23 protein-coding genes are annotated in these 20,638 nt (G+C 74.2%); 14 read left to right on the top strand and 9 right to left on the bottom strand.

Annotation, left to right across the window (positions count from 1 at the left end):
- The first annotated feature begins 45 nt into the window (after window positions 1-45).
- Window positions 46-720: a thymidine kinase gene (locus Aru02nite_RS17450; protein WP_239076753.1), complete on the top strand. Its 675-nt coding sequence runs from the start codon at window positions 46-48 to the stop codon at window positions 718-720.
- On the opposite strand, the gene Aru02nite_RS17445 is transcribed toward Aru02nite_RS17450, so the two are convergent.
- Window positions 702-1,742: a patatin-like phospholipase family protein gene (locus Aru02nite_RS17445; RefSeq protein WP_203658725.1), complete on the bottom strand. Its 1,041-nt coding sequence runs from the start codon at window positions 1,740-1,742 to the stop codon at window positions 702-704. The genes Aru02nite_RS17450 and Aru02nite_RS17445 overlap by 19 nt on opposite strands.
- 135 nt (window positions 1,743-1,877) lie before the next feature.
- Here Aru02nite_RS17445 and Aru02nite_RS17440 point away from each other — a divergent pair, with 135 nt between their 5' ends.
- A complete protein-coding gene (locus Aru02nite_RS17440; RefSeq protein WP_203658723.1) occupies window positions 1,878-3,608 on the top strand; it encodes an acyl-CoA dehydrogenase family protein in 1,731 nt (576 codons plus the stop codon).
- A 163-nt stretch (window positions 3,609-3,771) separates the two neighbouring features.
- Here the strand turns inward: Aru02nite_RS17440 and Aru02nite_RS17435 are convergent, their stop codons facing one another.
- On the bottom strand, window positions 3,772-4,701 hold the full coding sequence (locus Aru02nite_RS17435) for a tyrosine-type recombinase/integrase (protein ID WP_203658721.1): 930 nt from the start codon (window positions 4,699-4,701) through the stop codon (window positions 3,772-3,774).
- Between the two features lie 71 nt (window positions 4,702-4,772).
- On the opposite strand from Aru02nite_RS17435, the gene Aru02nite_RS17430 reads away from it, so the two are divergent.
- The 3 genes from Aru02nite_RS17430 (at window position 4,773) to Aru02nite_RS17420 (ending at window position 7,765) form a co-directional block, all read left to right on the top strand.
- Complete coding sequence (locus Aru02nite_RS17430) at window positions 4,773-5,480, top strand: tyrosine-protein phosphatase (RefSeq protein ID WP_239076745.1); 708 nt, start codon at window positions 4,773-4,775, stop codon at window positions 5,478-5,480.
- 74 nt (window positions 5,481-5,554) lie between these two features.
- A complete protein-coding gene (locus Aru02nite_RS17425) occupies window positions 5,555-5,830 on the top strand; it encodes a helix-turn-helix domain-containing protein (RefSeq protein ID WP_203658717.1) in 276 nt (91 codons plus the stop codon).
- Window positions 5,831-5,887: 57 nt separating this feature from the next.
- Window positions 5,888-7,765 carry an ABC transporter ATP-binding protein gene (locus Aru02nite_RS17420; protein WP_373324887.1) on the top strand — a complete coding sequence of 626 codons (1,878 nt, stop codon included), beginning with the start codon at window positions 5,888-5,890 and terminating at the stop codon, window positions 7,763-7,765.
- 16 nt (window positions 7,766-7,781) lie between these two features.
- Here the strand turns inward: Aru02nite_RS17420 and Aru02nite_RS17415 are convergent, their stop codons facing one another.
- Window positions 7,782-8,585 (bottom strand): methyltransferase domain-containing protein, encoded by an 804-nt coding sequence (locus Aru02nite_RS17415; RefSeq protein ID WP_203658715.1) that lies wholly within the window; start codon window positions 8,583-8,585, stop codon window positions 7,782-7,784.
- Between the two features lie 55 nt (window positions 8,586-8,640).
- On the opposite strand from Aru02nite_RS17415, the gene pdxR reads away from it, so the two are divergent.
- From pdxR to Aru02nite_RS17400, 3 genes are all read left to right on the top strand, one after another.
- Window positions 8,641-10,110 carry a MocR-like pyridoxine biosynthesis transcription factor PdxR gene (gene pdxR, locus Aru02nite_RS17410; protein ID WP_203658712.1) on the top strand — a complete coding sequence of 490 codons (1,470 nt, stop codon included), beginning with the start codon at window positions 8,641-8,643 and terminating at the stop codon, window positions 10,108-10,110.
- Entirely contained in the window at window positions 10,107-11,111 is a 1,005-nt protein-coding gene (locus tag Aru02nite_RS17405; protein ID WP_203658710.1) for a winged helix DNA-binding domain-containing protein, read from the top strand. Before pdxR ends, Aru02nite_RS17405 begins: the two co-directional genes overlap by 4 nt.
- A 122-nt stretch (window positions 11,112-11,233) precedes the next feature.
- Window positions 11,234-12,007, top strand: coding sequence for a putative protein N(5)-glutamine methyltransferase (locus Aru02nite_RS17400; RefSeq protein WP_203658708.1), 774 nt, complete (start codon window positions 11,234-11,236; stop codon window positions 12,005-12,007).
- Between the two features lie 2 nt (window positions 12,008-12,009).
- On the opposite strand, the gene Aru02nite_RS17395 is transcribed toward Aru02nite_RS17400, so the two are convergent.
- Window positions 12,010-12,609, bottom strand: a complete 600-nt coding sequence (locus tag Aru02nite_RS17395; protein ID WP_203658706.1) for a TetR/AcrR family transcriptional regulator — start codon at window positions 12,607-12,609, stop codon at window positions 12,010-12,012.
- Window positions 12,610-12,679: 70 nt separating this feature from the next.
- Between Aru02nite_RS17395 and Aru02nite_RS17390 the strand changes: the two genes are divergently transcribed.
- Complete coding sequence (locus tag Aru02nite_RS17390; RefSeq protein WP_203658704.1) at window positions 12,680-13,561, top strand: NAD(P)H-binding protein; 882 nt, start codon at window positions 12,680-12,682, stop codon at window positions 13,559-13,561.
- 212 nt (window positions 13,562-13,773) lie between these two features.
- On the opposite strand, the gene Aru02nite_RS17385 is transcribed toward Aru02nite_RS17390, so the two are convergent.
- Both Aru02nite_RS17385 and Aru02nite_RS17380 read right to left on the bottom strand, forming a co-directional pair.
- A complete protein-coding gene (locus tag Aru02nite_RS17385; protein WP_203658702.1) occupies window positions 13,774-14,346 on the bottom strand; it encodes a hydrolase in 573 nt (190 codons plus the stop codon).
- Between the two features lie 37 nt (window positions 14,347-14,383).
- Window positions 14,384-14,836 carry a MarR family winged helix-turn-helix transcriptional regulator gene (locus Aru02nite_RS17380; protein WP_203658700.1) on the bottom strand — a complete coding sequence of 151 codons (453 nt, stop codon included), beginning with the start codon at window positions 14,834-14,836 and terminating at the stop codon, window positions 14,384-14,386.
- 239 nt (window positions 14,837-15,075) lie between these two features.
- Between Aru02nite_RS17380 and Aru02nite_RS17375 the strand changes: the two genes are divergently transcribed.
- Complete coding sequence (locus Aru02nite_RS17375; RefSeq protein WP_203658698.1) at window positions 15,076-16,935, top strand: ABC transporter ATP-binding protein; 1,860 nt, start codon at window positions 15,076-15,078, stop codon at window positions 16,933-16,935.
- Window positions 16,936-16,987: 52 nt separating this feature from the next.
- Window positions 16,988-17,806 (top strand): phosphotransferase family protein, encoded by an 819-nt coding sequence (locus tag Aru02nite_RS17370; protein ID WP_203658696.1) that lies wholly within the window; start codon window positions 16,988-16,990, stop codon window positions 17,804-17,806.
- A gap of 29 nt (window positions 17,807-17,835) precedes the next feature.
- Here the strand turns inward: Aru02nite_RS17370 and Aru02nite_RS17365 are convergent, their stop codons facing one another.
- Complete coding sequence (locus tag Aru02nite_RS17365; protein WP_203658694.1) at window positions 17,836-18,267, bottom strand: VOC family protein; 432 nt, start codon at window positions 18,265-18,267, stop codon at window positions 17,836-17,838.
- Between the two features lie 80 nt (window positions 18,268-18,347).
- Here Aru02nite_RS17365 and Aru02nite_RS17360 point away from each other — a divergent pair, with 80 nt between their 5' ends.
- The 3 genes from Aru02nite_RS17360 to Aru02nite_RS17350 are packed head-to-tail and all read left to right on the top strand — an operon-like array spanning window position 18,348 to window position 19,487.
- A complete protein-coding gene (locus tag Aru02nite_RS17360) occupies window positions 18,348-18,671 on the top strand; it encodes an ArsR/SmtB family transcription factor (protein WP_373324884.1) in 324 nt (107 codons plus the stop codon).
- Between the two features lie 2 nt (window positions 18,672-18,673).
- Window positions 18,674-19,129, top strand: a complete 456-nt coding sequence (locus Aru02nite_RS17355) for an SRPBCC family protein (protein ID WP_203658690.1) — start codon at window positions 18,674-18,676, stop codon at window positions 19,127-19,129.
- Window position 19,130: 1 nt separating this feature from the next.
- A complete protein-coding gene (locus Aru02nite_RS17350) occupies window positions 19,131-19,487 on the top strand; it encodes a VOC family protein (protein WP_203658687.1) in 357 nt (118 codons plus the stop codon).
- 4 nt (window positions 19,488-19,491) lie between these two features.
- Here the strand turns inward: Aru02nite_RS17350 and Aru02nite_RS17345 are convergent, their stop codons facing one another.
- Complete coding sequence (locus Aru02nite_RS17345; protein WP_203658685.1) at window positions 19,492-20,160, bottom strand: nucleotidyl transferase AbiEii/AbiGii toxin family protein; 669 nt, start codon at window positions 20,158-20,160, stop codon at window positions 19,492-19,494.
- Window positions 20,157-20,495 carry a hypothetical protein gene (locus Aru02nite_RS17340; RefSeq protein ID WP_203658683.1) on the bottom strand — a complete coding sequence of 113 codons (339 nt, stop codon included), beginning with the start codon at window positions 20,493-20,495 and terminating at the stop codon, window positions 20,157-20,159. Before Aru02nite_RS17340 ends, Aru02nite_RS17345 begins: the two co-directional genes overlap by 4 nt.
- Between the last annotated feature and the right edge of the window lie 143 nt (window positions 20,496-20,638).

Here is a 20,638-nt window from a genome sequence, read left to right as displayed (position 1 = left end):
CTAGGCTGTGCGGTCGTGACCTCCGATGACCCGAGCGCGCTGGCCGTGCCCGTACCGCGGCATGCCGGCGCGCACGACCGGTCCTGCCAGCAGGCCACGTTGAAGTTCTTCTACGGCCCGATGGACTGCGGCAAGTCGACGCTGGCGCTGCAGATGGACCACAACCACGCCCGGCAGGGCCGCCGCGGGCTGCTGCTGACCCGGCTGGACCGGTCCGGCCAGCCGCGGATCTCCAGCCGGATCGGTTTGGACCGGCGCGCCATCGAGGTCACCGACGTCCTGGACCTGCGGGACCTGGTCCGCGGCGAGTGGGCGCGCGGACGGCGCGTCGACTACCTGATCTGCGACGAGGCGCAGTTCTACAGCCTGGAGCAGGTCGAGCAGCTCGCCGACCTGGTCGACGAGTCCGACGTCGACGTGTACGCGTTCGGTCTGGCCACCGACTTCCGCAGCGAACTGTTCCCGGCGACGAAACGGCTGCTGGAACTGGCCGACGGGGTGTACCGGCTGCAGGTGGAGGTGCTGTGCTGGTGCGGGCGGCGCGGCCAGCTCAACGGCCGCGTCGTCGGCAACCGGGTCGTACGCGAGGGGGCGCAGGTGTTGACCGGCGACACCGGCGGCGACGACCCGGTGCGCTACCAGGTGCTGTGCCGAGCCCACTACCGGTCGGGTGACCTGGGCCCGGCGGCGCCGACGGCCGGTCAGCTGCCGCTGGGCTGAGCGGCCGGCAGCCGGCCCAGGAACGTCTCGGCGGCGCGCCGGCCCGTCGCGTACAGCGTCTGCTGGGTTTCGCGGTCGATGCCGAAGTCGAGGCCGGAGACCTTGTCGGTGTCGACGAACACGGTGCGGGCCGTGACGTGCTCGTCGTCCAGGTGGTACGCGTCGTGCGCGTCCATCAGCGTGTGCAGCGCGGCCAGGGCCAGGTCGACGGGGCCGTCGACCTTGTGGCTGACCTGCCGGGCGTCGCGCCGCGCGGACAGCTTCACCCCGTACGTGGGCCAGCGGGGCGGCTTCTCGTCGCTGCGGTCGAAGATCTCGATCGGGAAGTTCGACAGCAGCCCACCGTCGACCAGCGTGCATTCCCCGAGGCCCTGCCCGGCGCGCAGGGTGACCGGCCGGAAGAAGAACGGCACCGACATCGACGCCCGTACGGCGGGGGCGACGGGCTGGCTGTCGGCGTCCAGCCCGTACTGGTGGTAGTCCCAGGGCAGCCGGACGAGCTGGCCGCGGGACAGGTCGGAGGCGGTGACGACGAGCCGGTAGCGGCGGTCGGGGGGCAGGCCGGTGTCGGGGTCGTCGTCGATGCGCAGGTCGCCCCAGGTGTGCACACCCAACTCGGCGAGCTGGTCGCGGATCCAGGCCAGCGCGTAGTCGCCCTTGTAGATGCCGTCGTGCAGCAGCAGCTCGACGCCCTTGCCGACGGGGCCGAACCGGTCGAGCAGGGTCGCGTCGGCGAAGCGCCGGTAGTCCAGCGACTCCATCAGTTCGACCAGGTCCTCCAGCGGGCGGCCGGCGCGCAGCGACGCGGCGGTCAGCGAACCGGCGATGGCACCGGCCGACGTGCCGGCGATCCGCGGGAACGTGTAGCCCCGCTCGGCGAGGCCGACGATCGCGCCGAGCAGGCCGATGCCCTTGACGCCGCCGCCTTCGAGTACCAGGTCGGCGCGGTGTTCGGCGGTGGACGCCGGGTCGTCGCCGCGGCGCTGGGTGGGTGCTGGTGGGGTGGGCGGCTCGACGGTCATGGCGGTCCCCTCGCTGCTCGCGCACAGTCGGCGCAACTGTGCGGAATGTCCACCGATGACCCTAGGGCACCGCACAAACCGACAGGTACCACCTTTGGGCTACTCATCGGTAACCGGAGCTGGCAGACTGCACGCATGGACCGGTACGTGCAGACCTACCCCGACCTGCCCGACCTGTACGCCGCGGACACCGTGCTGCGTACCTGGCTGGACCGGCTGCTCGGCGACGACGGGCACGCCGCCGCCCGCGGCCGCCTCACCGAGCTGGCCGCCGACGCCCACGGGCCGCTGCGCGCGGCACACCACGACGCCGAGAACCACCCGCCGGTACTGCGCCGGTACGACGCGTTCGGCGCGCGGATCGACCGCATCGAGGCCGCGCCCGGCTGGGACACGCTGCGCGCCGCGGCGGCCCGGCACGCGCTCGTGGCCCTGCCGTACCAGGCGCAGGCGCGCGCGGTGTGGGGCGCGGCGACCCGCGTCGTGCAGTACGGGCTGCTGTACCTGTACGGGCCGGAGTCGGCGACGTTCAACTGCCCGGTGGCGATGGCCGACGGCGCGTCGGCGCTGCTGTCGCACCCGGACACCGACCCGGCGCTGCGCGAGGCGTGGCTGCCGCGGTTGACCGCCACCGACCCGGACGTGGCCGTCACCAGCGGCCAGTGGATGACCGAGGCGCAGGGCGGCTCCGACATCTCCGGCAGTACGACGGTGGCCGCGCGCGGCGCCGACGGCTGGCGGCTCACCGGCGAGAAGTGGTTCTGCTCGGCGGCCGACTCGGCGATGGCCGTGGCGCTGGCCCGGCCGGACGGCATGGACGGGCTGACCCCGTTCCTCGTCCCCCGGTACGCCGCGGACTCGCCGCTCGGCGCCGGGCTCGCCCCCGACGCCCCCGCCCCCGGCGTACGGGTGCACCGGCTCAAGGACAAGCTCGGCACCCGGGCGCTGCCGACCGCCGAGATCGGCCTCGACTCCGCGTACGCGGTGCCGGTCGGTGAGCCGAGCCCGCACGGGGTGGCGCGGATGATGACGCTGCTGCGGGTGGCGCGGCTGCACAACGCGGCGGCGTCGGCGGCCGGCATGCGCCGCGGGCTGTGGCTCGCCCGGGCGTACGCGGCGGGGCGGCACGTGTTCGGCGCGCCGCTCGCCGCCCAGCCGCTGCACCGCGCGACGCTCGGCCGGCTCGCCGTCCACGCGGAGGCCGCGCACGCCCTTGCGGTGCACGGGTTCTCGCTGCTCGGCCGGGTCGAGGTGGACGGCGACGAGGATGCCGCCGCGGAGCTGCGACTCGCCGCCACGCTGGCGAAGCTCGCCACCGGCAAGCTCGCCGTCTCCTCCGCCGCGGAGTACGTGGAGTGCTTCGGCGGCGCCGGGTACGTCGAGGACACCGGCGTACCGCGGCTGATCCGCGACGCGCAGGTACTCCCGATCTGGGAGGGCACCACCAACGTGCTGTCGCTGGACCTGCCGCGCGCGATCGCGGGTCGTGGCGCGCACCGCCCGCTGCTGGCCCGGGTCGCCGCCGCGGCCGACGCGGCACGCCAGACCGGTGGGCGCTGGCTCGGCCCCGCCGCCCAGACGCTCACCACCGCGCACGCCGAGCTGTCCGCCGCCGCCGACAAGGTCGGCACCGACCCCTCCGCCCGTACGGTGCTGGCCGGGGCGCGCGGGCTCGCGATCCGGCTGGCCGACGCGTACGCGGGGGCGTTGCTGGTCGAGCAGGCCGGTCACCAGCTGGACCGGGGCGACTCGCGTGCCGCTGCGGTCGCCGGGCTGTGGTGCGCCGACCGGCTCGCCGGCGAGGACGTGGCCGCCGACGCCGACGCCGCGTTCGAGTCCCTTGTGGACGGTGCCCCGCTGGCCTGACGCGTCAGCCGCCGACCCGCACCGCTTCCGGGTCGGCGGCTGACGGTGGAAGCGGGTCGGGTGCGGCTGGCGTCGGGCTGGAGATGCGCCGACCGGCCGACACCGACGCGCCTTGCGCGGTGTCGTGGAGCGCCGGAATGCGTTGCGTGGCAACGTTTCCGGCTCAGCGTGGGTCGGTGTCGGCGAGCAGCAGGGCGAGCCGGTGCGACGGGGAACGGTCCAGGTTGTGGCGGGCCCGGTCGTACCGGCGGGTGGTGCGGCTGTCGGCGTGGCCGAGCAGGTCCTGGACGTCGCGCAGCGACGCACCGGCCTCCAGCGACAGCGTCGCGCACGCGTGCCGAAGGTCGTGCGGGTGCAGCGAGTGCGCCAGGTGCGGCAGGGCGTCGGCGGCCAGCGCGCGCAGCAGCTTCCAGATCGCGTGCCGGTCGAGCGCCCGGCCGGTCGAGGTCACCACCAACGGCCCCTCGGTACGGTCGGCCAGGTAGCGGTCGAGGACGTCGGCGGCGCGCGGGGGTACGACCATGGTCTGGGAGCGGCCGCCCTTGCGGGTGACGCGCAGGACCCGGTGGCCCCGCTCGTACGACAGGTCGGGGACGGTGGCGCCGCACAGTTCGGAGACCCGCAGCCCGCAGAGCAGCAGCAGGGTGACGACGACCTCGGCGCGGGCGGAGTGCCGGTGCGCGGCGGCGAGCAGGATCCCGGCCTCGTCGGCGGACAGGCCGGTGGACTGCACGTTGTCGCCGACCTTGGGCCGGCGTACGCGTTGCACCGGGTTGCGGTCGACCAGTTCCTCGTCCATGCCGTACGAGTAGAAGCCGGACAGTGCCGACAGCCGGCGTACCACGGTGGACGGTGCGGCCCCCTCGGCGTCGAGCTGCTCGCGGTAGCCGTCGATGTGCACCCGGCGCGCGGTCAGTACGTCGACGCCGAGCCGGGCGCACCAGTCGAAGTAGTGCGCCAGGTCGTAGGCGTACGCCTCGCGGGTGCGGCCGCTGTGCGACAGCAGGAACGCCGCGGCGAGCCGGCCGGCCGGTCCGGTGTCGGCGGTCGGTGTCGCCACCTCGGCGCTGCGGACCACGACCTCGTTCGACACACCGGGCACTGTAGAGCCCCGCGCGGGCCGGGCGGGTGCCGCCTCGCCGGGCTGTGCCACCATGTTCGACCGTGCCCGACAGAGACTGCGCCTTCGACGGCTGCTTCAACGCCCGCGACCTCGGCGGACTCGCCACCACCGACGGCCGGAGCACCCGGTTCGGCGCGGTGGTGCGCGCCGACCATCCGAACATGCTGACCGCCGCCGGCTGGACCGCCGTGTACGACCACGGCATCCGTACGGTGGTGGACCTGCGCAACGACGACGAGATCCGGGCCGACGCCGTACCGCGGCCGGCGGGGGTGACGACCGTGCACGTCCCGCTGGACGGGGTGGAGGACACGGCGCTGTGGGCGCGGATCGCGGCCGACGGCCTGGACGGCAGCCCGCTGTACTATCCGCTGTTCCTGGCGCGGCGGCCGGACCGGTGTGCCGCGGCCGTCACCGCGGTGGCGCGGGCGGCGCCGGGCGGCGTACTGGTGCACTGCGGCATCGGCCGGGACCGTACCGGGCTGGTCGCGATGCTGCTGCTGCGTCTCGCCGGCGTACGGCCGGACGAGATCGCCGCCGACTACCTGCGCAGTACGGAGCGGTTGGCGGCGCTGTGGCCGGCGCGCGGCCTCGACGACCAGACCGACGAGATCGCCGGGCTGCTCGCCCGCGCCGGTACGACGGCGCGCGAGGCGCTGCTGGCCGCGCTGCCCGACCCCGGCTACCTGCGTACGGCGGGGGTGGCGGAGGCGGACCTGGCGGCCCTGCGTACCCGCCTGCTGGGCTGACGCCGGCGGGGACGGACCGTGAGCTGCGTCCCGGGCGGTGGACCAATACCTATACCGGTATTAGTATCACGTTCGTGATTCGACCGCCGCTGACCGGACCCGACCGCGACCGTGGCCAGCGCCTCGGCGCGCTGCTGCGTACCGCGCGGGGCGAGCGCAGCATGGCCGAGATCGCCGCGGCCGCCGGCATCTCCGCCGAGACGCTGCGCAAGATCGAGACCGGCCGGATCCCGACCCCGGCGTTCTTCACCGTGGCCGCGCTCGCCGCGGCGCTCGGCGTCTCGCTGGACCGGATCGCCGAGTCCTGCGCCACCGCCGGGCTCACCGCGCCGGACGGCCCGCGGCACTGAACCCGCGCACCGCGTTGACTTGAAGCTCGCTTCAGGTTCTAAGGTTGCCCGGTGAGCATGGAGATGACCGCCTGGGCGCAGCTGCACCACGCCCGTAACGCCGAGAAGTCCCGACCGTTCTCCGCCGCGACGCTGCGCCGCGTCCTGCGGTTCGCCCGGCCCCACCGGGCCCGACTCGTCACGTACGTGATCCTGTCCGTCGTCACCGCGGTCACCGCGGTCCTCACCCCCGTACTCGCCGGTCGGGTCGTCGACGCGATCGTGCACCGGTCCGCCTGGACGGTCGTGGCCGGCCTGGCCCTGGCCATCGCGGCGATCGCCGTCGCGGAGGCCGGCATCGGCATCGGCGCCCGCCTGCTGTCCGCGCGGATCGGCGAGGGCCTGATCCTCGACCTGCGCACGGCCGTGTACGACCACGTGCAACGGATGCCGGTCGCGTTCTTCACCCGTACCCGGACCGGTGCGCTGGTCAGCCGGCTCAACAACGACGTGCTCGGCGCGCAGCGGGCGTTCTCCAACACGCTGTCCGGCGTGGTCAGCAACGTCGTCACGCTGGCGCTGACGCTCGCGGTGATGCTGACGCTGTCCTGGCCGGTCACCGTACTGGCGCTGGTCCTGCTGCCGGTGTTCGTCCTGCCGGCGCGGCGGATGGGCCGCCGGCTGGCGCGGATGTCGCGCGAGGCGGCCGAGCACAACGCCGCGATGGGCAACCAGATGACCGAACGGTTCTCCGCGCCCGGCGCGACGCTGGTGAAGCTGTTCGGGCGGCCGGACCGGGAGTCGGCCGAGTTCGCCTCGCGCGCCGGCCGGGTCCGCGACATCGGCGTACGCACCGCGATGGTGCAGTACGTGTTCGTCTCGGCGCTCACGCTGGTCTCGGCGCTCGCCCTGGCCCTCGTGTACGGGGTGGGTGGCGCGCTGGCGCTCGCGCACCGGCTGGCGCCCGGCGACGTGGTGGCGCTCGCGCTGCTGCTGACCCGGCTGTACGCGCCGCTCACGTCGCTGGCCAGCGCCCGCGTCGAGGTGATGAGCGCGCTGGTGAGCTTCGAGCGGGTGTTCGAGGTACTCGACCTCAAGCCGCTGATCGCCGAGCCGGCCGACCCGACACCGCTGCCCGACGGGCCGGTCGGCGTCGAGTTCGAGCACGTGCGCTTCGCGTACCCGGCGGCGGACAAGGTGTCGCTGGCCTCGCTGGAGGAGGTCGCGAAGCTCGACACGCGCGGCGGTACGGAGGTGCTGCACGACGTGTCGTTCACCGCCGAGCCGGGCCGGATGGTGGCGCTGGTCGGCTCGTCCGGCGCCGGCAAGTCCACGATCGCCTCCCTGCTGCCCCGCCTGTACGACGTGGACGCCGGCACCGTACGGCTCGGCGGCGTCGACGTACGGGAGCTGTCGTTCGACACGATCCGCGGCGCGCTGGGCATGGTGACGCAGGACGGGCACCTGTTCCACGAGTCGATCCGGGCGAACCTGACGCTCGGCGCGCCCGCCGCCAGTGACGACGAGCTGTGGGCGGCGCTGCGCCGCGCCCGGCTGGAGGAACTGGTCGCGGAGCTGCCCGACGGGCTGGACACGATCGTCGGCGAGCGCGGCTACCGGCTCTCCGGCGGGGAACGCCAGCGCCTCACGATCGCCCGGCTGCTGCTCGCGCAGCCCCGCGTGGTGATCCTCGACGAGGCGACCGCGCACCTGGACTCGACGTCCGAGGCGGCCGTACAGGAGGCGCTCGGTGCGGCGCTGGCCGGGCGTACCGCGGTGGTGATCGCGCACCGGCTGTCCACGATCCGCGCCGCGGACGAGATCCTCGTGGTGGAGGCCGGCCGGGTCGTCGAGCGCGGCACCCACCCGGAACTGCTCGCCGCCGACGGCCGGTACGCGGAGCTGTACCGCACGCAGTTCGCCGCGGACGCCGACGACGAGGAGTCCGTCGCCTGACCTGTCACCGCCCGCGTCACGGCCGTACGGCGCGGGCGGTGAAGAACGTGTAGTGGAACGTACCGTCGGCCCAGGTCGTACGGTGCAGGTGGGCGATGCCGCGGCGCCAGTCGTCCGGGGTGGTCAGCCCGGCCGCGAGCGCGTCGGCGCCGACCGCGGCCACCATCGCGATGAACGTGTTGCGGGTGAACCCGTCGACCAGGCCCGGCCGGTCCGCATCGACGTACACGGCGCGCGGCGTCACGTCGACCTCGGCGTACCCGGCGGCGGTGAGCAGCGGGTGCAGCCGCCGGCCGATCCGCGCGTCACCGCCGGCCGCCGCCTGGAGACGTACCTGGCAGTCGATGGCGGCGCGGGCGTACGCGCTGTCCGGATGGAAGAACGCCGAACCGTGGTCGCCCTCGACGACGGTGAGCGTGCCGCCGGGCCGCAGCACCCGGCGCAGCGCCGCCAGCGCCGAGCGCGGATCGGGCAGGTGTTCCAGCACGAAGCACGCGAACACGTGGTCGAACGCCCCGTCCGGGTACGGCAGCCGGTGCAGGTCCGCCCGGCAGAACGTCACGTCCTCCCCCGGGTACGCCGCGGTCACCGTGGCGCGGGCGGCGGCCAGCGACGCGGCCGACACGTCCACCGCGACCAGCCGTACGCCGGGGCTGCGGGCCAGCAGGTGCACGGTCTGCGCGCCGACGCCGCACCCGACCTCCAGTACCCTGCTGCCCGCCGGGTACGCGATGCCGGCGTGCAGCAGGTCGGCCAGGGTGTCGGCCTGGTCGCCGAGCCGGCGGCCCTCCCGTACCGAGTAGCCGTGCACGTAGCTCATCGTTCCCCTTTCCCGTGGCCGGTGGTGTCCTTCAGCCTGCTGCCAGAATGGTCCGGTGCACAGGTCCAAAGAAGCGCCGTACGACAGGACCACAACGTCAGGATCGGACTTCCTGCACCTGTCCGCCGGCGACGCGCCGCGCGGCCGGGGCCTGGCCGACTGGCTCGCCGACGCCATCCGTGCCGCCGTCGGCGACGGCCGGCTCGCGGCCGGCGACCGGCTGCCGCCGACCCGGCAACTCGCCGCCGACCTGCGGGTCTCCCGCGGCGTGGTGACCGAGGCGTACCGGCGGCTGGCGGAGGACGGGCACGTCGCCGCCCGCGGCCGGGCCGGCACCCTGATCGCCGCCCCGGTGACCGCACCGCCCGCGCCGGCCGCCGCGGAACCGCCGCCGCGCGAGGTGTTCGACCGGCCCGGCCCGGACGCCTTCGACGCCGTACGGGCCGCCGCCGCGGGCGTCGACCTGACCCCGGGAGTACCGGATCTGGGGGCGTTTCCGCGGGCCGCGTGGCTGCGCGCCGAACGCGACGTACTGGCCACCGCACCGGCGTCCGCCCTCGGCTACGGCGATCCCCGCGGTACCCCGGAGCTGCGCGCGGCGGTGGCCGGCTGGCTGGCCCGGTACCGCGGGATCCGCGCCGACGCGGCCGAGATCCTCGTCGTGGCCGGTACGGCGCAGGCGCTCACGCTGCTCGGCCGGGTGCTGCGCGACGACGGCACCGACGCGGTCGCCGTCGAGGATCCCGGCTCGCTCGGCGCCCGGCAGCACCTGCACGCCGCCGACCTCGCCACCCCGCCGGTACCGGTGGACGACGACGGGCTGCGCGTCGACGCGATCACCGCCCCCGCCGTCCTCGCCACGCCCGCCCACCAGTTCCCGACCGGTGTCGTACTCGGGGGCCGCAGGCGCCGGGAGCTGCTGGCCTGGGCGGCCGACGGTGGGCTCGTGATCGAGGACGACTACGACGCCGAGCACCGCTACGACCGGCCGCCGGTGCCGGCGCTGCGCGCGCTGCTGCCCGACCGGGTCTGCCACGCCGGCAGCGTGTCGAAGCTGCTCGCCCCGGCACTGCGGATCGGCTGGCTGCTCGCACCGCCCCGGTACCGCGCCGCGCTGGTGGACGCCAAGCGTGTCACCGATCTCGGCAACCCGGCCCTGCCCCAGCTGGTACTGGCCCGGCTGATGGCATCGGGCGCGCTGGAACGGCACCTGCGGCTCGTACGGCGCCGGCACCGGGCCCGCCGTGACGCGATGCTCGCCGCGATCCGTACCCACCTGCCGGACGCGACGGTGCACGGCGCGCCGGCCGGGCTGCACCTGACGGTCACGTTCGACGGCGGGTTCGACGACACGACACTGGCCGCGGCGGCGTTGGCGGCCGGCGTGACGGTGCAGCCGCTGTCCTGGCACTGCCAGCGCCCGTACCGGCCGGGCCTGGTCCTCGGATACGCGGCGAACCCGCCGGACGTGCTCGCCGCCGCGGTCGCCACGCTCGCCAACGCGCTGCGTACGGTACGGCGATGAGCGACGAGACGGTGCGCCGCGCCCGGGCGTACGCGCAGGCGGTCGGAGGTGGCGTCCGCGAGCCGACCCCGTACGCCGTGGTGCGCCGGGTGGTCGCGGTGCAGGCGCAGGACCGCACCGCCGCCGACCTCGGCATCCGGGTACGCGGCGCCCGCGTGACCGCCGCCGCCGTGCGCGCCGCGTACGAGCGGGAGCGCAGCATCGTGCGCAGCTGGTACCTGCGCGGGACGCTGCACACGGTCCCGGCCGAGGACGCCCACTGGCTGGGCGCGCTGCTCGGCCCGCGTACGATCGCCGCCTCCGCCGGCCGGTGCGCGCAGCTCGGCCTCGACGCGGACCTGCTGGCCCGCGCCGACCACCTGATCACCCGCGTACTCGCGAACGGACCGCTGACCCGCGCCGAGCTGACCGGGCACCTGGCCGGCATCGGGATCGGGCCGGACGGGCAGGCGCCGTTCCACGCGATCCGGCACGCGGCGCTTCGTGGGCTGGTCTGCCACGGGCCGTTCCGCGCCGACGACGCGACGTACGTGCTGGCCGGGGACTGGCTGCCAACGCCCGGCCGCGTACCCGAGGATCCGGTGGTGGAACTGGCGGTCCGCTACCGCCACGGGTACGGCCCGGCCGGCCCGGCGGACTTCGCCGCCTGGTCGGGTCTGCCCGCCGGCATCGCCCGCGCCGCGTGGCGGCAGACGACCGCCCCACCGGACCCCGACGTACCGGACGGCCCGGACGTACGGCTGCTGCCGGCGTACGACGGGTACCTGCTCGGCTACCGGGACCGGACGCTGTCGGTGCCCGAGCCGTACCGGCGGCGGGTGTGGCCGGGCGGCGGCCAGCTGCGGCCGACCGTTCTCGCCGACGGGCTGGCCGTCGGCACCTGGAGCAGGCAGGCCGGAACGCCCGTCGTGGAGCCGTTCGCGCCGCTGCCGGCGGACGTGAGCGCGGCGCTCGCGGCCGAACGGGACGCTGTCGCCACGTACCTCACGGCCGCCGGGTAGTGTTGCGCTCCACGGCACGACGTCGAGGAGGTGGGCCCCATCAACGCCAGTACGATGCGCCCGCCTCGCGGACTCGCCTGAGTCGCCGCCGGGCGCGCGAGCCCGTCTGCGAAAGGCCCGTGATGCCCGATCCGTTGTTCCCCGTGGTGGCGCGGCTGCGCGCCGCCGGCTGCGTGTTCGCCGAGGACGAGGCGCGGTTGCTGACCGCCGCCACGACCGACCCGGCCACCCTCGTCACTCTCGTCGACCGCCGCGTCGACGGTGAACCGCTCGAACAGATCCTCGGCTGGGCCGAGTTCCGCGGCCTGCGTATCGCCGTCGAACCCGGCGTGTTCGTCCCGCGCCGCCGCACCGAACTGCTCGCCGATCTTGCCGCCCGCCACATCGACGCCACCTCGGTCGTCGTCGACCTCTGCTGCGGTACGGGTGCGGTCGCCGCGGCGCTGGTCGCCGCGCACCCCGGCCTGGTGCCGTACGCGGTGGACGTGGACGCGGCCGCGGTGCGCTGCGCCCGCCGCAACGTCCCGACCGGCCACGTGTACGCCGGCGACCTGTACGATCCGCTGCCCGCGGCGCTGCGCGGCCGGGTCGACGTCATCGCCGCGAACGCCCCGTACGTGCCGACCGACGAGATCGGCCTGATGCCGCCGGAGGCGCGCGACCACGAGCCGCGTGTCGCGCTCGACGGCGGCGGCGACGGCCTGGACATCCAGCGCCGGGTGGCGGCCGGCGCGCCGGGCTGGCTGGCGCCGGGCGGCCGGCTGCTGATCGAGACCAGCGTCGCGCAGGCGCCGGACACCGCGGCGGCGATGGCCGCGGCCGGGCTGGCCACGACGGTGGTCGGCGACTCCGACCTGGCCGCCACCGTCGTCGTCGGTACCGTCCGGGCCGGCTGAGCTCAGGGCAGCAGCCGCGCCGCCGCCGTACGGATCGGGTCGAGGTCGAGTCCCGGTACGGCAGCCTCGTCGGGCCAGTCGTCGATCGGCTCCTCCACCCCGAACAGCGCCCGCACGAACCTCGGGTACGCGCTGCGCCCGAGCAGTTCGTGCGCGGCGTCCTCGGCGTGGTCCAGCTCGTACCGCTCGCGCAGATAGTCGGCGAGGCGCTGGTGGGCGCTGGCGAAGATCGCGTCGTGGTAGCGGGCGGCGGCGTCCGGGAGCCGTTCGGCCTCGGTGATGCCGAGCCGGCAGGTACGCAGGGCCGGGCGCCACAGCAGCATCTGCTGGAACCGGCCGCAGAACAGTACGACGGCCTCGCGCGGGTCGTCGCTGTAGTGCCCGGGCGTCTTGAGCCGGTCGAGGTACAGCTCGCGGGTCAGGTCGACGACGGCCAGGAACAGCGCGTCCTTGCTGGGGAAATGGGCGTAGAGGGACCGTTTGGACGTGGTGGCGCGGGTGGCCACCACGTCCATCGACGCGCGCTCGTACCCGGTCTCCAGGAACACGTCCTTGGCCGTACGCAGGATGTGGTCCCGCAGTTCGTCACCGCGCCTTGCCATGTGGTCGCTCCTTCGGCAAAGTAAACGGTACAGTAGAGTTTACTTCTGTTCCGCTCATCGGGAGAGGTCCATGATCGTCGTCTCCACCCCCACCGGCAGCATCGGCCGCCAGGTCCTCGACACCCTCGTCGACACCGACACCGCCGTCCGCGTGATCGTCCGCGACCCCGCCCGCCTCGACCCGCGCGTACGCGAACGCGCCGAGGTGGTCCAGGGCTCCATGACCGACGTGGACGTCGTGACCAGCGCGTTCACCGGCGCCGACACCGTGCTGTGGGTCGTACCGCCGGATCCGCGGGCCGCCAGCATCGCCGGCCACGTGCTCGACTTCGTCGGGCCGCTGTGCGCCGGCATCACCACCCAGGGCGTACGCCGGGTCGTCGGGGTGTCGAGCCTCGGCCGCGGCATCGCGCGCAACGCCGGACAGATCTCCGCGATCTTCGCCATGGACGACCTGGTGGAGAGCACCGGCGTGCACTACCGCTCGCTGTGCATGCCGGGGTTCATGGACAACATGCTCCGCCAGGTCCACCCGATCCGGCACCAGGGGGTCTTCTACTCCACGCTGCCCGCCGGCGTACGGGTGCCGACCTGCGCCACCCGCGACATCGCCGCGGTCGCCGCCGGGCTGCTGCTCGACGACACCTGGACCGGCCAGCAGAACGTGCCGGTACTCGGCCCCGAGGACCTGTCCGACGACGAACTCGCCGAGATCATGACCGAGGTACTCCAGCGTCCCGTCCGGGCGCAGCAGGTGCCGGCCGAGGCGTACAAGGCGAGTCTGGTGGACCACGGGCTCAGCGACGCGTGGGCGCAGGGCCTCGTCGACATGTCGGCCGCGGTCCAGACCGGCATCTACGCGGTCGAGCCAGGTACGTCGCGGGCGGCGACGCCGACCACGTTCCGGCAGTGGTGCACCGACGTGCTGCGGCCCGCCGTCCTCGCCGCCTGACCCCGGTCGCCGCGTGGCCAGCTCGCGCCACGCGGCGACACCGGCGGCCAATGTCGTACTTGCCTTGCGGGGCAAGGAGAGCGCACATCCGTACGGCCTCGGCCGGCAGGACGTGGCCCCGTGGGGGGCGAGGCGCGTCAGGCTGGCGGAACGCCCGTCGCTCCAGCCGGTTCAGTCGGGACGGCTGCTGGGCGTCCGCGAGCTGTGCGAGGTCACGGCAGCAGGTCGAGGATCTCGGCGGTGGTACCGGTCTCGCCGAGCCGCGGGAAGATCCGCTCGACGCTGTGCCGGTGCGACTCGGCGTCCCGGTCGGTCATCGCGTCGGTGGCCAGCGTGACGTGGTAGCCGTGCTCGTACGCGGCGCGGGCGGTGGACTCCACCCCGATGCTGGTGGCGACGCCGCCGAGCACGATCTGCGTGACGCCGCGCCGCCGCAGGTGTACGTCGAGGTCGGTGCCGTGGAAGGCGCCCCAGTTCCGCTTCGTGACGGTGAGGTCGCCGGGGTGGCCGGCGAGGTCGTCGACGATCAGGTCCCACCCGGCCGGCGGCGTGCCGCCCATCCCGGTCTTCTCGGTACGGCCCGGCACGACGTCCGCGCCGTCGTCGGCGAACGACACGCGGACGAGGACCACCGGCAGCCCCCGCGTACGGAAGGCGTCGGCGAGCCGCGCCGACCGGGCCACCACCTCGGACGTGGTGTGCGGTGCGGTGGGGGCGGCGACGATGCCGTTCTGCAGGTCGATCAGGACCAGCGCGGTGCGGTCGTCGAGGGTGCTGACAGCCATCGGGTACGAACCTTTCGGGTGGGGTGGGGCAACGGGCTCACGCGTCGGTGAGCCGGTCGAGCAGGGCCATCGCCGCGACGATGGTGTCCCGCTCCTTCTCCGTGTACCGCTCGGCGATGGCGCGGGCCAGCCACTCCTCCCGCGCCTGCCGGCTGCCCGCGATGTACTCCCGGGCCTCGGCGGTCAGGGTGACGAGCTGGCGGCGGCCGTCGGCCGGATCGGGGTCGCGGCGGACCAGGCCGCGTTCGGTGAGCACGGCGACGGTCGCGGCCATCGACTGTGGCCGGACCCGTTCGACGGCGGCGAGCGCGCTGGCGGTGGCCGGGCCGTCCTTGTCCAGGCGGCTCAGTACGGAGGTCTGGGAGGGGGTGAGGTCGCGGGTGTCGGTGGACACCTCGCGCAGCCGGCGCCGCAGCCGGCTGAACACGACCCGCAGGTCGCGCGCCGCCTGCACGGCCGACGCCGGCACGTCACTGGTGCGCTTCGCCATGTCCCCAGCCTAATCCATCAGCCTGAACTGTCCAGTCCAGGCTGCATAGTTCGAGGTGACTGCTCCGCCACAGCGGAATATCGGATGCCCGCCCCCGACTCCCCCGCTAACGTCCCCGGCGAGCACGACACGAAGGAGACGCCCATGAGGACGACCGGCAGTACTCCGCGCTGAACGCCGGTGCCGACGTCGGGGCCCGCGTTCACCCCCACCGTCGTCCTCTTCCCTGGAGCGCATCCGTGTTTCGTCTGCTCGAAGACACCGTCGACCCGTTCCGTACCCGTGACGTCGGCACGCCGCCGGCCGGGGTGTGGTCGTTCCTGGTCCGCGAGTTCCGGCCGCTGCGCGCCGTGGTGGCCGCCAGCCTCGCCGTGACCGTCGTCAACGCCGGCAGCGAGGTCTGGCTCATCGGGTACGCGGGGCGCCTGGTCGACCTGCTGTCCTCGACCACACCCGCCCGGCTGTGGGCCGACCACGGCCCCGAACTGATCGCCGTCGCCGCCCTGGTACTCGTGCTGCGCCCGCTGGTACACCTGCTCGGCGAGGGGCTCGACGACCTCGCCTTCCGCCCCAACGCGCAGGCGCTCGCCCGCTGGCGCGCCCACCGGTACGTCTCGCGCCAGTCCGTCGGCTGGTTCCGCCGCGACCTCGCCGGCCGGATCGCCTCCTGGGTACGCGACGGCGGCGACGCCGCCACGACCGCCGCGTACTGCGTGGTCCACACCCTGTCGTACGTGCTGGTGTACGTGGCCGGGTCGGTGTGGCTGCTGGCGGCGACCGACCCGCGGCTGGCCCTGCCGCTCGCCGCCTGGATCGCCCTGTACGCCGGGCTGGCCTGCTGGATCGTGCCGCGGTACCGGACCGCGTCGGCGCGGCTGCAGGACGCGAACTCGGCGGTGACCGGACTGCTCGTCGACTCGTACGCGAACATCGACACGCTCGCGCTGTTCGCCGACCGGGCCAGCGAGGACCGCACCGGACGGCGGGTGTTCGACACCGCGCGCCGCGCGTACTTCGGGGTGCAGCGCCTGGAAGTCACGATGAACGCCGGCATGCTCGGCCTCGGCGGCCTGCTGATGGTCGGCCTCGTCGGGTACGGCATCGTGCTGTGGCACGCCGGCGCCGCGCCGATCGGCCTGGTCGCCGCCACCCTGGCGTTGAGCTTCCGGATCACCGCGATGGCCGAGTGGCTGCTCGACGCGGTGTCGTCGCTGTTCGGCGCGGTCGGTGCGCTGCGCCGGGCGCTCGCGGCCGTCGCGCAGCCGCTGGAGGTCACCGACCGTGCCGGCGCCACCGCCCTCGCCGTACGTGGGGGTGGGATCCGGCTGGTCGATGTCAGTCACCACTACGGCAAGGGATCCGGTGGCCTGGACCGGCTGTCGCTGGCGATCGCGCCGGGCGAGAAGGTCGGCCTGGTCGGACGTTCCGGCGCGGGCAAGTCCACCCTGGTCAACCTGGTGTTGCGGTTCTTCGACCCGGAGGCCGGCCGGATCGAGATCGACGGCCAGGACATCGCCGGCGTCACGCAGGACAGCCTGCGCGCGCAGATCGCGATGGTGCCGCAGGAGGCGTCGCTGCTGCACCGTTCCGTGCGCGACAACATCGCCTACGGTGCGGCCGACGCGGCGGTGGAGGTGGCGGCGGGCAAGGCCGCGGCGGACGGGTTCATCGCGGACCTGCGCGACGCGGACGGCCGCACCGGCTACGACGCGTACGTCGGGGAACGTGGTGTCACGCTGTCCGGCGGCCAGCGGCAACGCATCGCGCTCGCCCGCGCCCTGCACAAGAACGCCCCCATCCTGGTACTCGACGAGGCCACCTCGGCGCTGGACTCGGAGGTCGAGGCCGCCATCCACGACACGCTCGACACGGTCATGGCGGGCCGTACCGTGATCGCCATCGCGCACCGGCTCGCCACCATCGCCCGGATGGACCGCATCGTCGTCCTCGACAGTGGCCGGATCGTCGAGGACGGCACGCACCACGAACTGCTCGCCCGCGACGGCCTGTACGCGGCGCTCTGGGCCCGCCAGTCCGGCGGCTTGCTCGGCCTGTCCCCCGACGGCCGACCCGCGGAAGCGTCCCGTACCGGGGACTGACGCGACGGGCGGCCGGTACGGCATCGTGGTCGGCGACGAAGGGACGCCCGCGATGACCGCACCGGTACGCCACTGGTGGCGCCTGCTCGGCCGTACCGACGAGGTGAGTGACGTGCGGCCCGTCGGCGCCGGCGCGTCCGGCGCCACCGTGTACCGGCTCCGCGCCGGAGGCCGCGACCTCGTCCTGAAGACCACCCGGCACACCCGGGAACTGCGCTTCCACCGGGAGCTCGCCGCCGGCGTACCGGTGCGGGTGCCGCGGCTGGTCGCCGCCGCCGACGGCTGCCTGCTGTTCGAGTGCGCCGGTACGCCCGCGCGCCCGGACGGCTGGCCCACCGCGCGCTGGTGCCGGCTGGCCACCGAACCCGGCACGCTGCACCGCGCCCGCGTCCCCGCCCTGCCGTGGCTGAAACCCGCGTCCCGGCCGGCGTCGGTCACCGCGGCCCGCCGTACCTGGGCCGGTCTCGGGTACCCGGACTGGCCGGACGTGGCGGAACTCGACGCGGCGCTGCGCGCCCTGCCGTACTGCCTGCTTCACGGCGACTGGCACCTCGGCAACGTCCTCACCGGCCCGGCCGGGTTCGTCTGGATCGACTGGCAGGAGGTGGGGTCGGGGCACGGGCCGGAGGACCTGGCCCTGTTGTGGCAGCGCGCCGAGGCCGACGGGTGGACGCCGCCGCGTGCGGCCATGCGCACCGCGTACGCCGCGGCCCGCGGCATCGCCGACGACCAGGTACTGCGCCGCGCCACCGGCGCCGCCGAACTGCTGCTCCTGCTGCTGGACTGGCCGGACCACCTGCGTACGGCGCCGGCGCCGGTCCGTACCCGGCTGCTGCGGCGTCTCGCGCGGTTGCTCGCCGACTGGGACTGACCGGGCACGGTCCGCGCGGGAGCCGGCCGTCAGCCGAAGGAGACGAGGGCTCCGCGGGCGTCGAACACGGCGCTCGACGCGTACGCGATCTCCCAGCGGTTTCCCTCCGGGTCCGCCACGTACCCGGATCGGCCGCCCCACTCGCGCGTCGTCGGCTCCGCGACGGGCGTGGCGCCCGCGGCCAGGGCCGCCTCGTACGCGGTGTCGACCTGCTCGGCGCTGTCGACGTTGCAGGCCAGGGTGAACCCGGCCGCCGGTGCGGTGGCGGCGAGTGCGGCCTCGGCGGCCAGCTCGGGCAACGGGTACAGCGCGAGCAGGACCCCGCCGACGAGGAACCCGGCCCACGCGTCGTCGCTGCCGTCGACCTGCGGCCAGCCGAGCGTGGCGTAGAAGCGGCGCAGCGTGGGCAGATCCCGCGCGCCGAGCGTCACCACGGTCAACCGCGCCGGTACGTCACCCATGCGCGCACCGTACCGGACAGGGCCGTGAATGGTTAAGCAGGGGCTTGACTTTCGGGTGGCCCACGGCGATGGTTAAGCATGTGCCTAACCATTCCGATCCGATCGGCCTCGTCTTCCGAGCGCTGGCCGACCCGACCCGCCGCGCCATCGTCGAACGGCTCGTGCGCGGCCCGGTCGCCGTCAAGGCGCTCGCCGAGCCGCTGGCGATGTCCCTGCCCGCCGTGATGCAGCACCTCCAGGTACTGGAAGCGGCCGGCGTCATCGTCACCGAGAAGGTCGGCCGGGTACGCAGCTGCCGGATCGAACCGTCGGCGCTGCGGACGGCCGAAGCCTGGCTCGGCGCGCAACGTACGGAATGGGAACGGCGCCTCGACCACCTCGACGACTACCTGAAGGAACAGTGATCATGGACGTGACGCATGCGACGTTCACCCTCGAACGCCGGTACCCGGTCCCGGTCCAGCGTGTGTTCGCGGCGTGGGCGACACCCGAGGCGCGGAAACGCTGGATGGCGCAGGGGGCGGAGCACTCCCAGGACTTCGTCGTCGGCGGCCTCGAAACCGTCAAGGGGTACGACGGCGAGGGCCGCCAGCTCACGTACGAGGGGCGCTACATCGACATCGTCACCGACGAACGGATCCTCACCACCTCGACGCTGCACACCGGCGACGTGCTGTCGACCGTGTCGGTCACCAGCGTCGAGTTCGCCGCCGACGGCGCGGGCGCCCTCGTGGTCCTCACCGAACACGGCATGTACCTGCCCGGCCAGGAGCAACCGGCCTGGCGCGAGGCGGGCACCGCGCAGCAACTCGACACCCTGGCCGCGGAGTTCGCCGCGACCGCCCGGACCGACGGGAGCTGACATGGCACACGTCGAGCACGTACTCGCGGTCGTCGCGGTCCGCGACATCGGCGCCGGCCGCGCCTGGTACACGAGGCTGTTCGGCCGCGAACCCGACAACAACCCGATGCCGAACCTGGTCGAGTGGCAGGTCGTCGACGGCGGCTGGGTACAGGTCACCGAGGACCCGCGGCGGGCCGGGCACGGGCTGCTCAACCTGGCCGTGTCCGACATCGACGAGGGCGTCCGCGAACTGCGCGAGATGGACCTCGACCTCGGCGAGATCGTCGACGCCAACAAGGGGGTACGACTCTGCCCGCTCGCCGACCCGGACGGCAACACGATCCACCTGGTCGGCCACTTCCGCATCCGGTACTGACCCCTCAGCGCTCCGGTCGGGGCCAGTCGGCGAAGCGTGCGCGCAGGGCGTCGATCTGCACCTGGTCCAGCCGGTACACGTCGCGGAACACCACGTCGGCGAGCCGGTCCAGCCGCACCATCGCATCCGCGTACTCGTCGGGCCCGATGGCGGGATCGGCGGCCGCGGCCAACTCCAGCAACTGCTCCCGGGTACGGGTGTCCAGCGCGGCGGCCACGTCGATGTAGTCGCGCGGCTCGGCGCGGGTGGCGAGCGCCGCGACCTTCGTGGCCAGTACGTCGTCGAGGTGCAGCACCGGGCCGATCGCCATCATCACCGGCTCGTGCCGCCGGTCGAACCGGGCCAGCTGCAGCCGCATCATGTTCTCCCCGCACGACACCTCGTACTCGGCGATGTCGGCGGCGAACCCGTCGATGAGGTCGGACAGGTCGTCGACGTCGTCGACGGGTTCGACCGTGTACCCGGCGTCGGTAAGCGCCGCCTCGACCGCGACCGCCGCCCGGCGTACCGCACCGTCGGTGGCGGTGAACAGGTCGACGTCCTCGGTGGGCCGGTGGATGACGTCGTGCGCGGCGAGAGCGTGCCCGCCGGCCAGCGCGAACCCGTGCTCGCACGCGACGTCCAGCACCAGCCGGGCCACGTCACGCTGGAACGCCTCGGCCGGGGTCGTCACGCGGCCGCTGGCGTCCGCAGCTCGGGGTGCTTGCGCTCCCACTGCTCCCGCACCGCCCGCGGGAGGTACAGGTCGGGCCACAGGCGGATCAGCGTCTCGCCGTCCAGCCAGGTCTCCAGTTCCTCACCGGTGTGCGCCTCCCGCAGCACCGTCTCGTACAGGAACTGCAGCAGCGCCCGGTCGCTCAGATCGAGATGTACGTCGGGCTGCCAGAGCAGCCGGTTCGGCAACTGGACCACACCAGTGGTAGGACCGTTCAGGCGGGTGAGGTCGTCCTCGACCGGTACGCGACGGATGCCGCGCGCCCGCCCCCGGGTACCTGTCGCCTGCGTCATGCCCAGAGCCTAACGCCTGCCGGTCGTCGCCCACGACAGACAACACGAGGAGTGCCGGCCAGTACCCCCTGCGTGAGGTCGAGGCGGCCCGCTTCCGCCACTCTGGCCCGACCTGCGCGCATCCACCCCCGCCGCGACGTTCA

Origin of the sequence: Actinocatenispora rupis, from assembly GCF_016861975.1 — a bacterium.
Taxonomy (GTDB): domain Bacteria; phylum Actinomycetota; class Actinomycetes; order Mycobacteriales; family Micromonosporaceae; genus Actinocatenispora; species Actinocatenispora rupis.
Note: the sequence above shows the minus strand (reverse complement) of the source record. Positions and strands in the feature narration are given on the sequence as shown.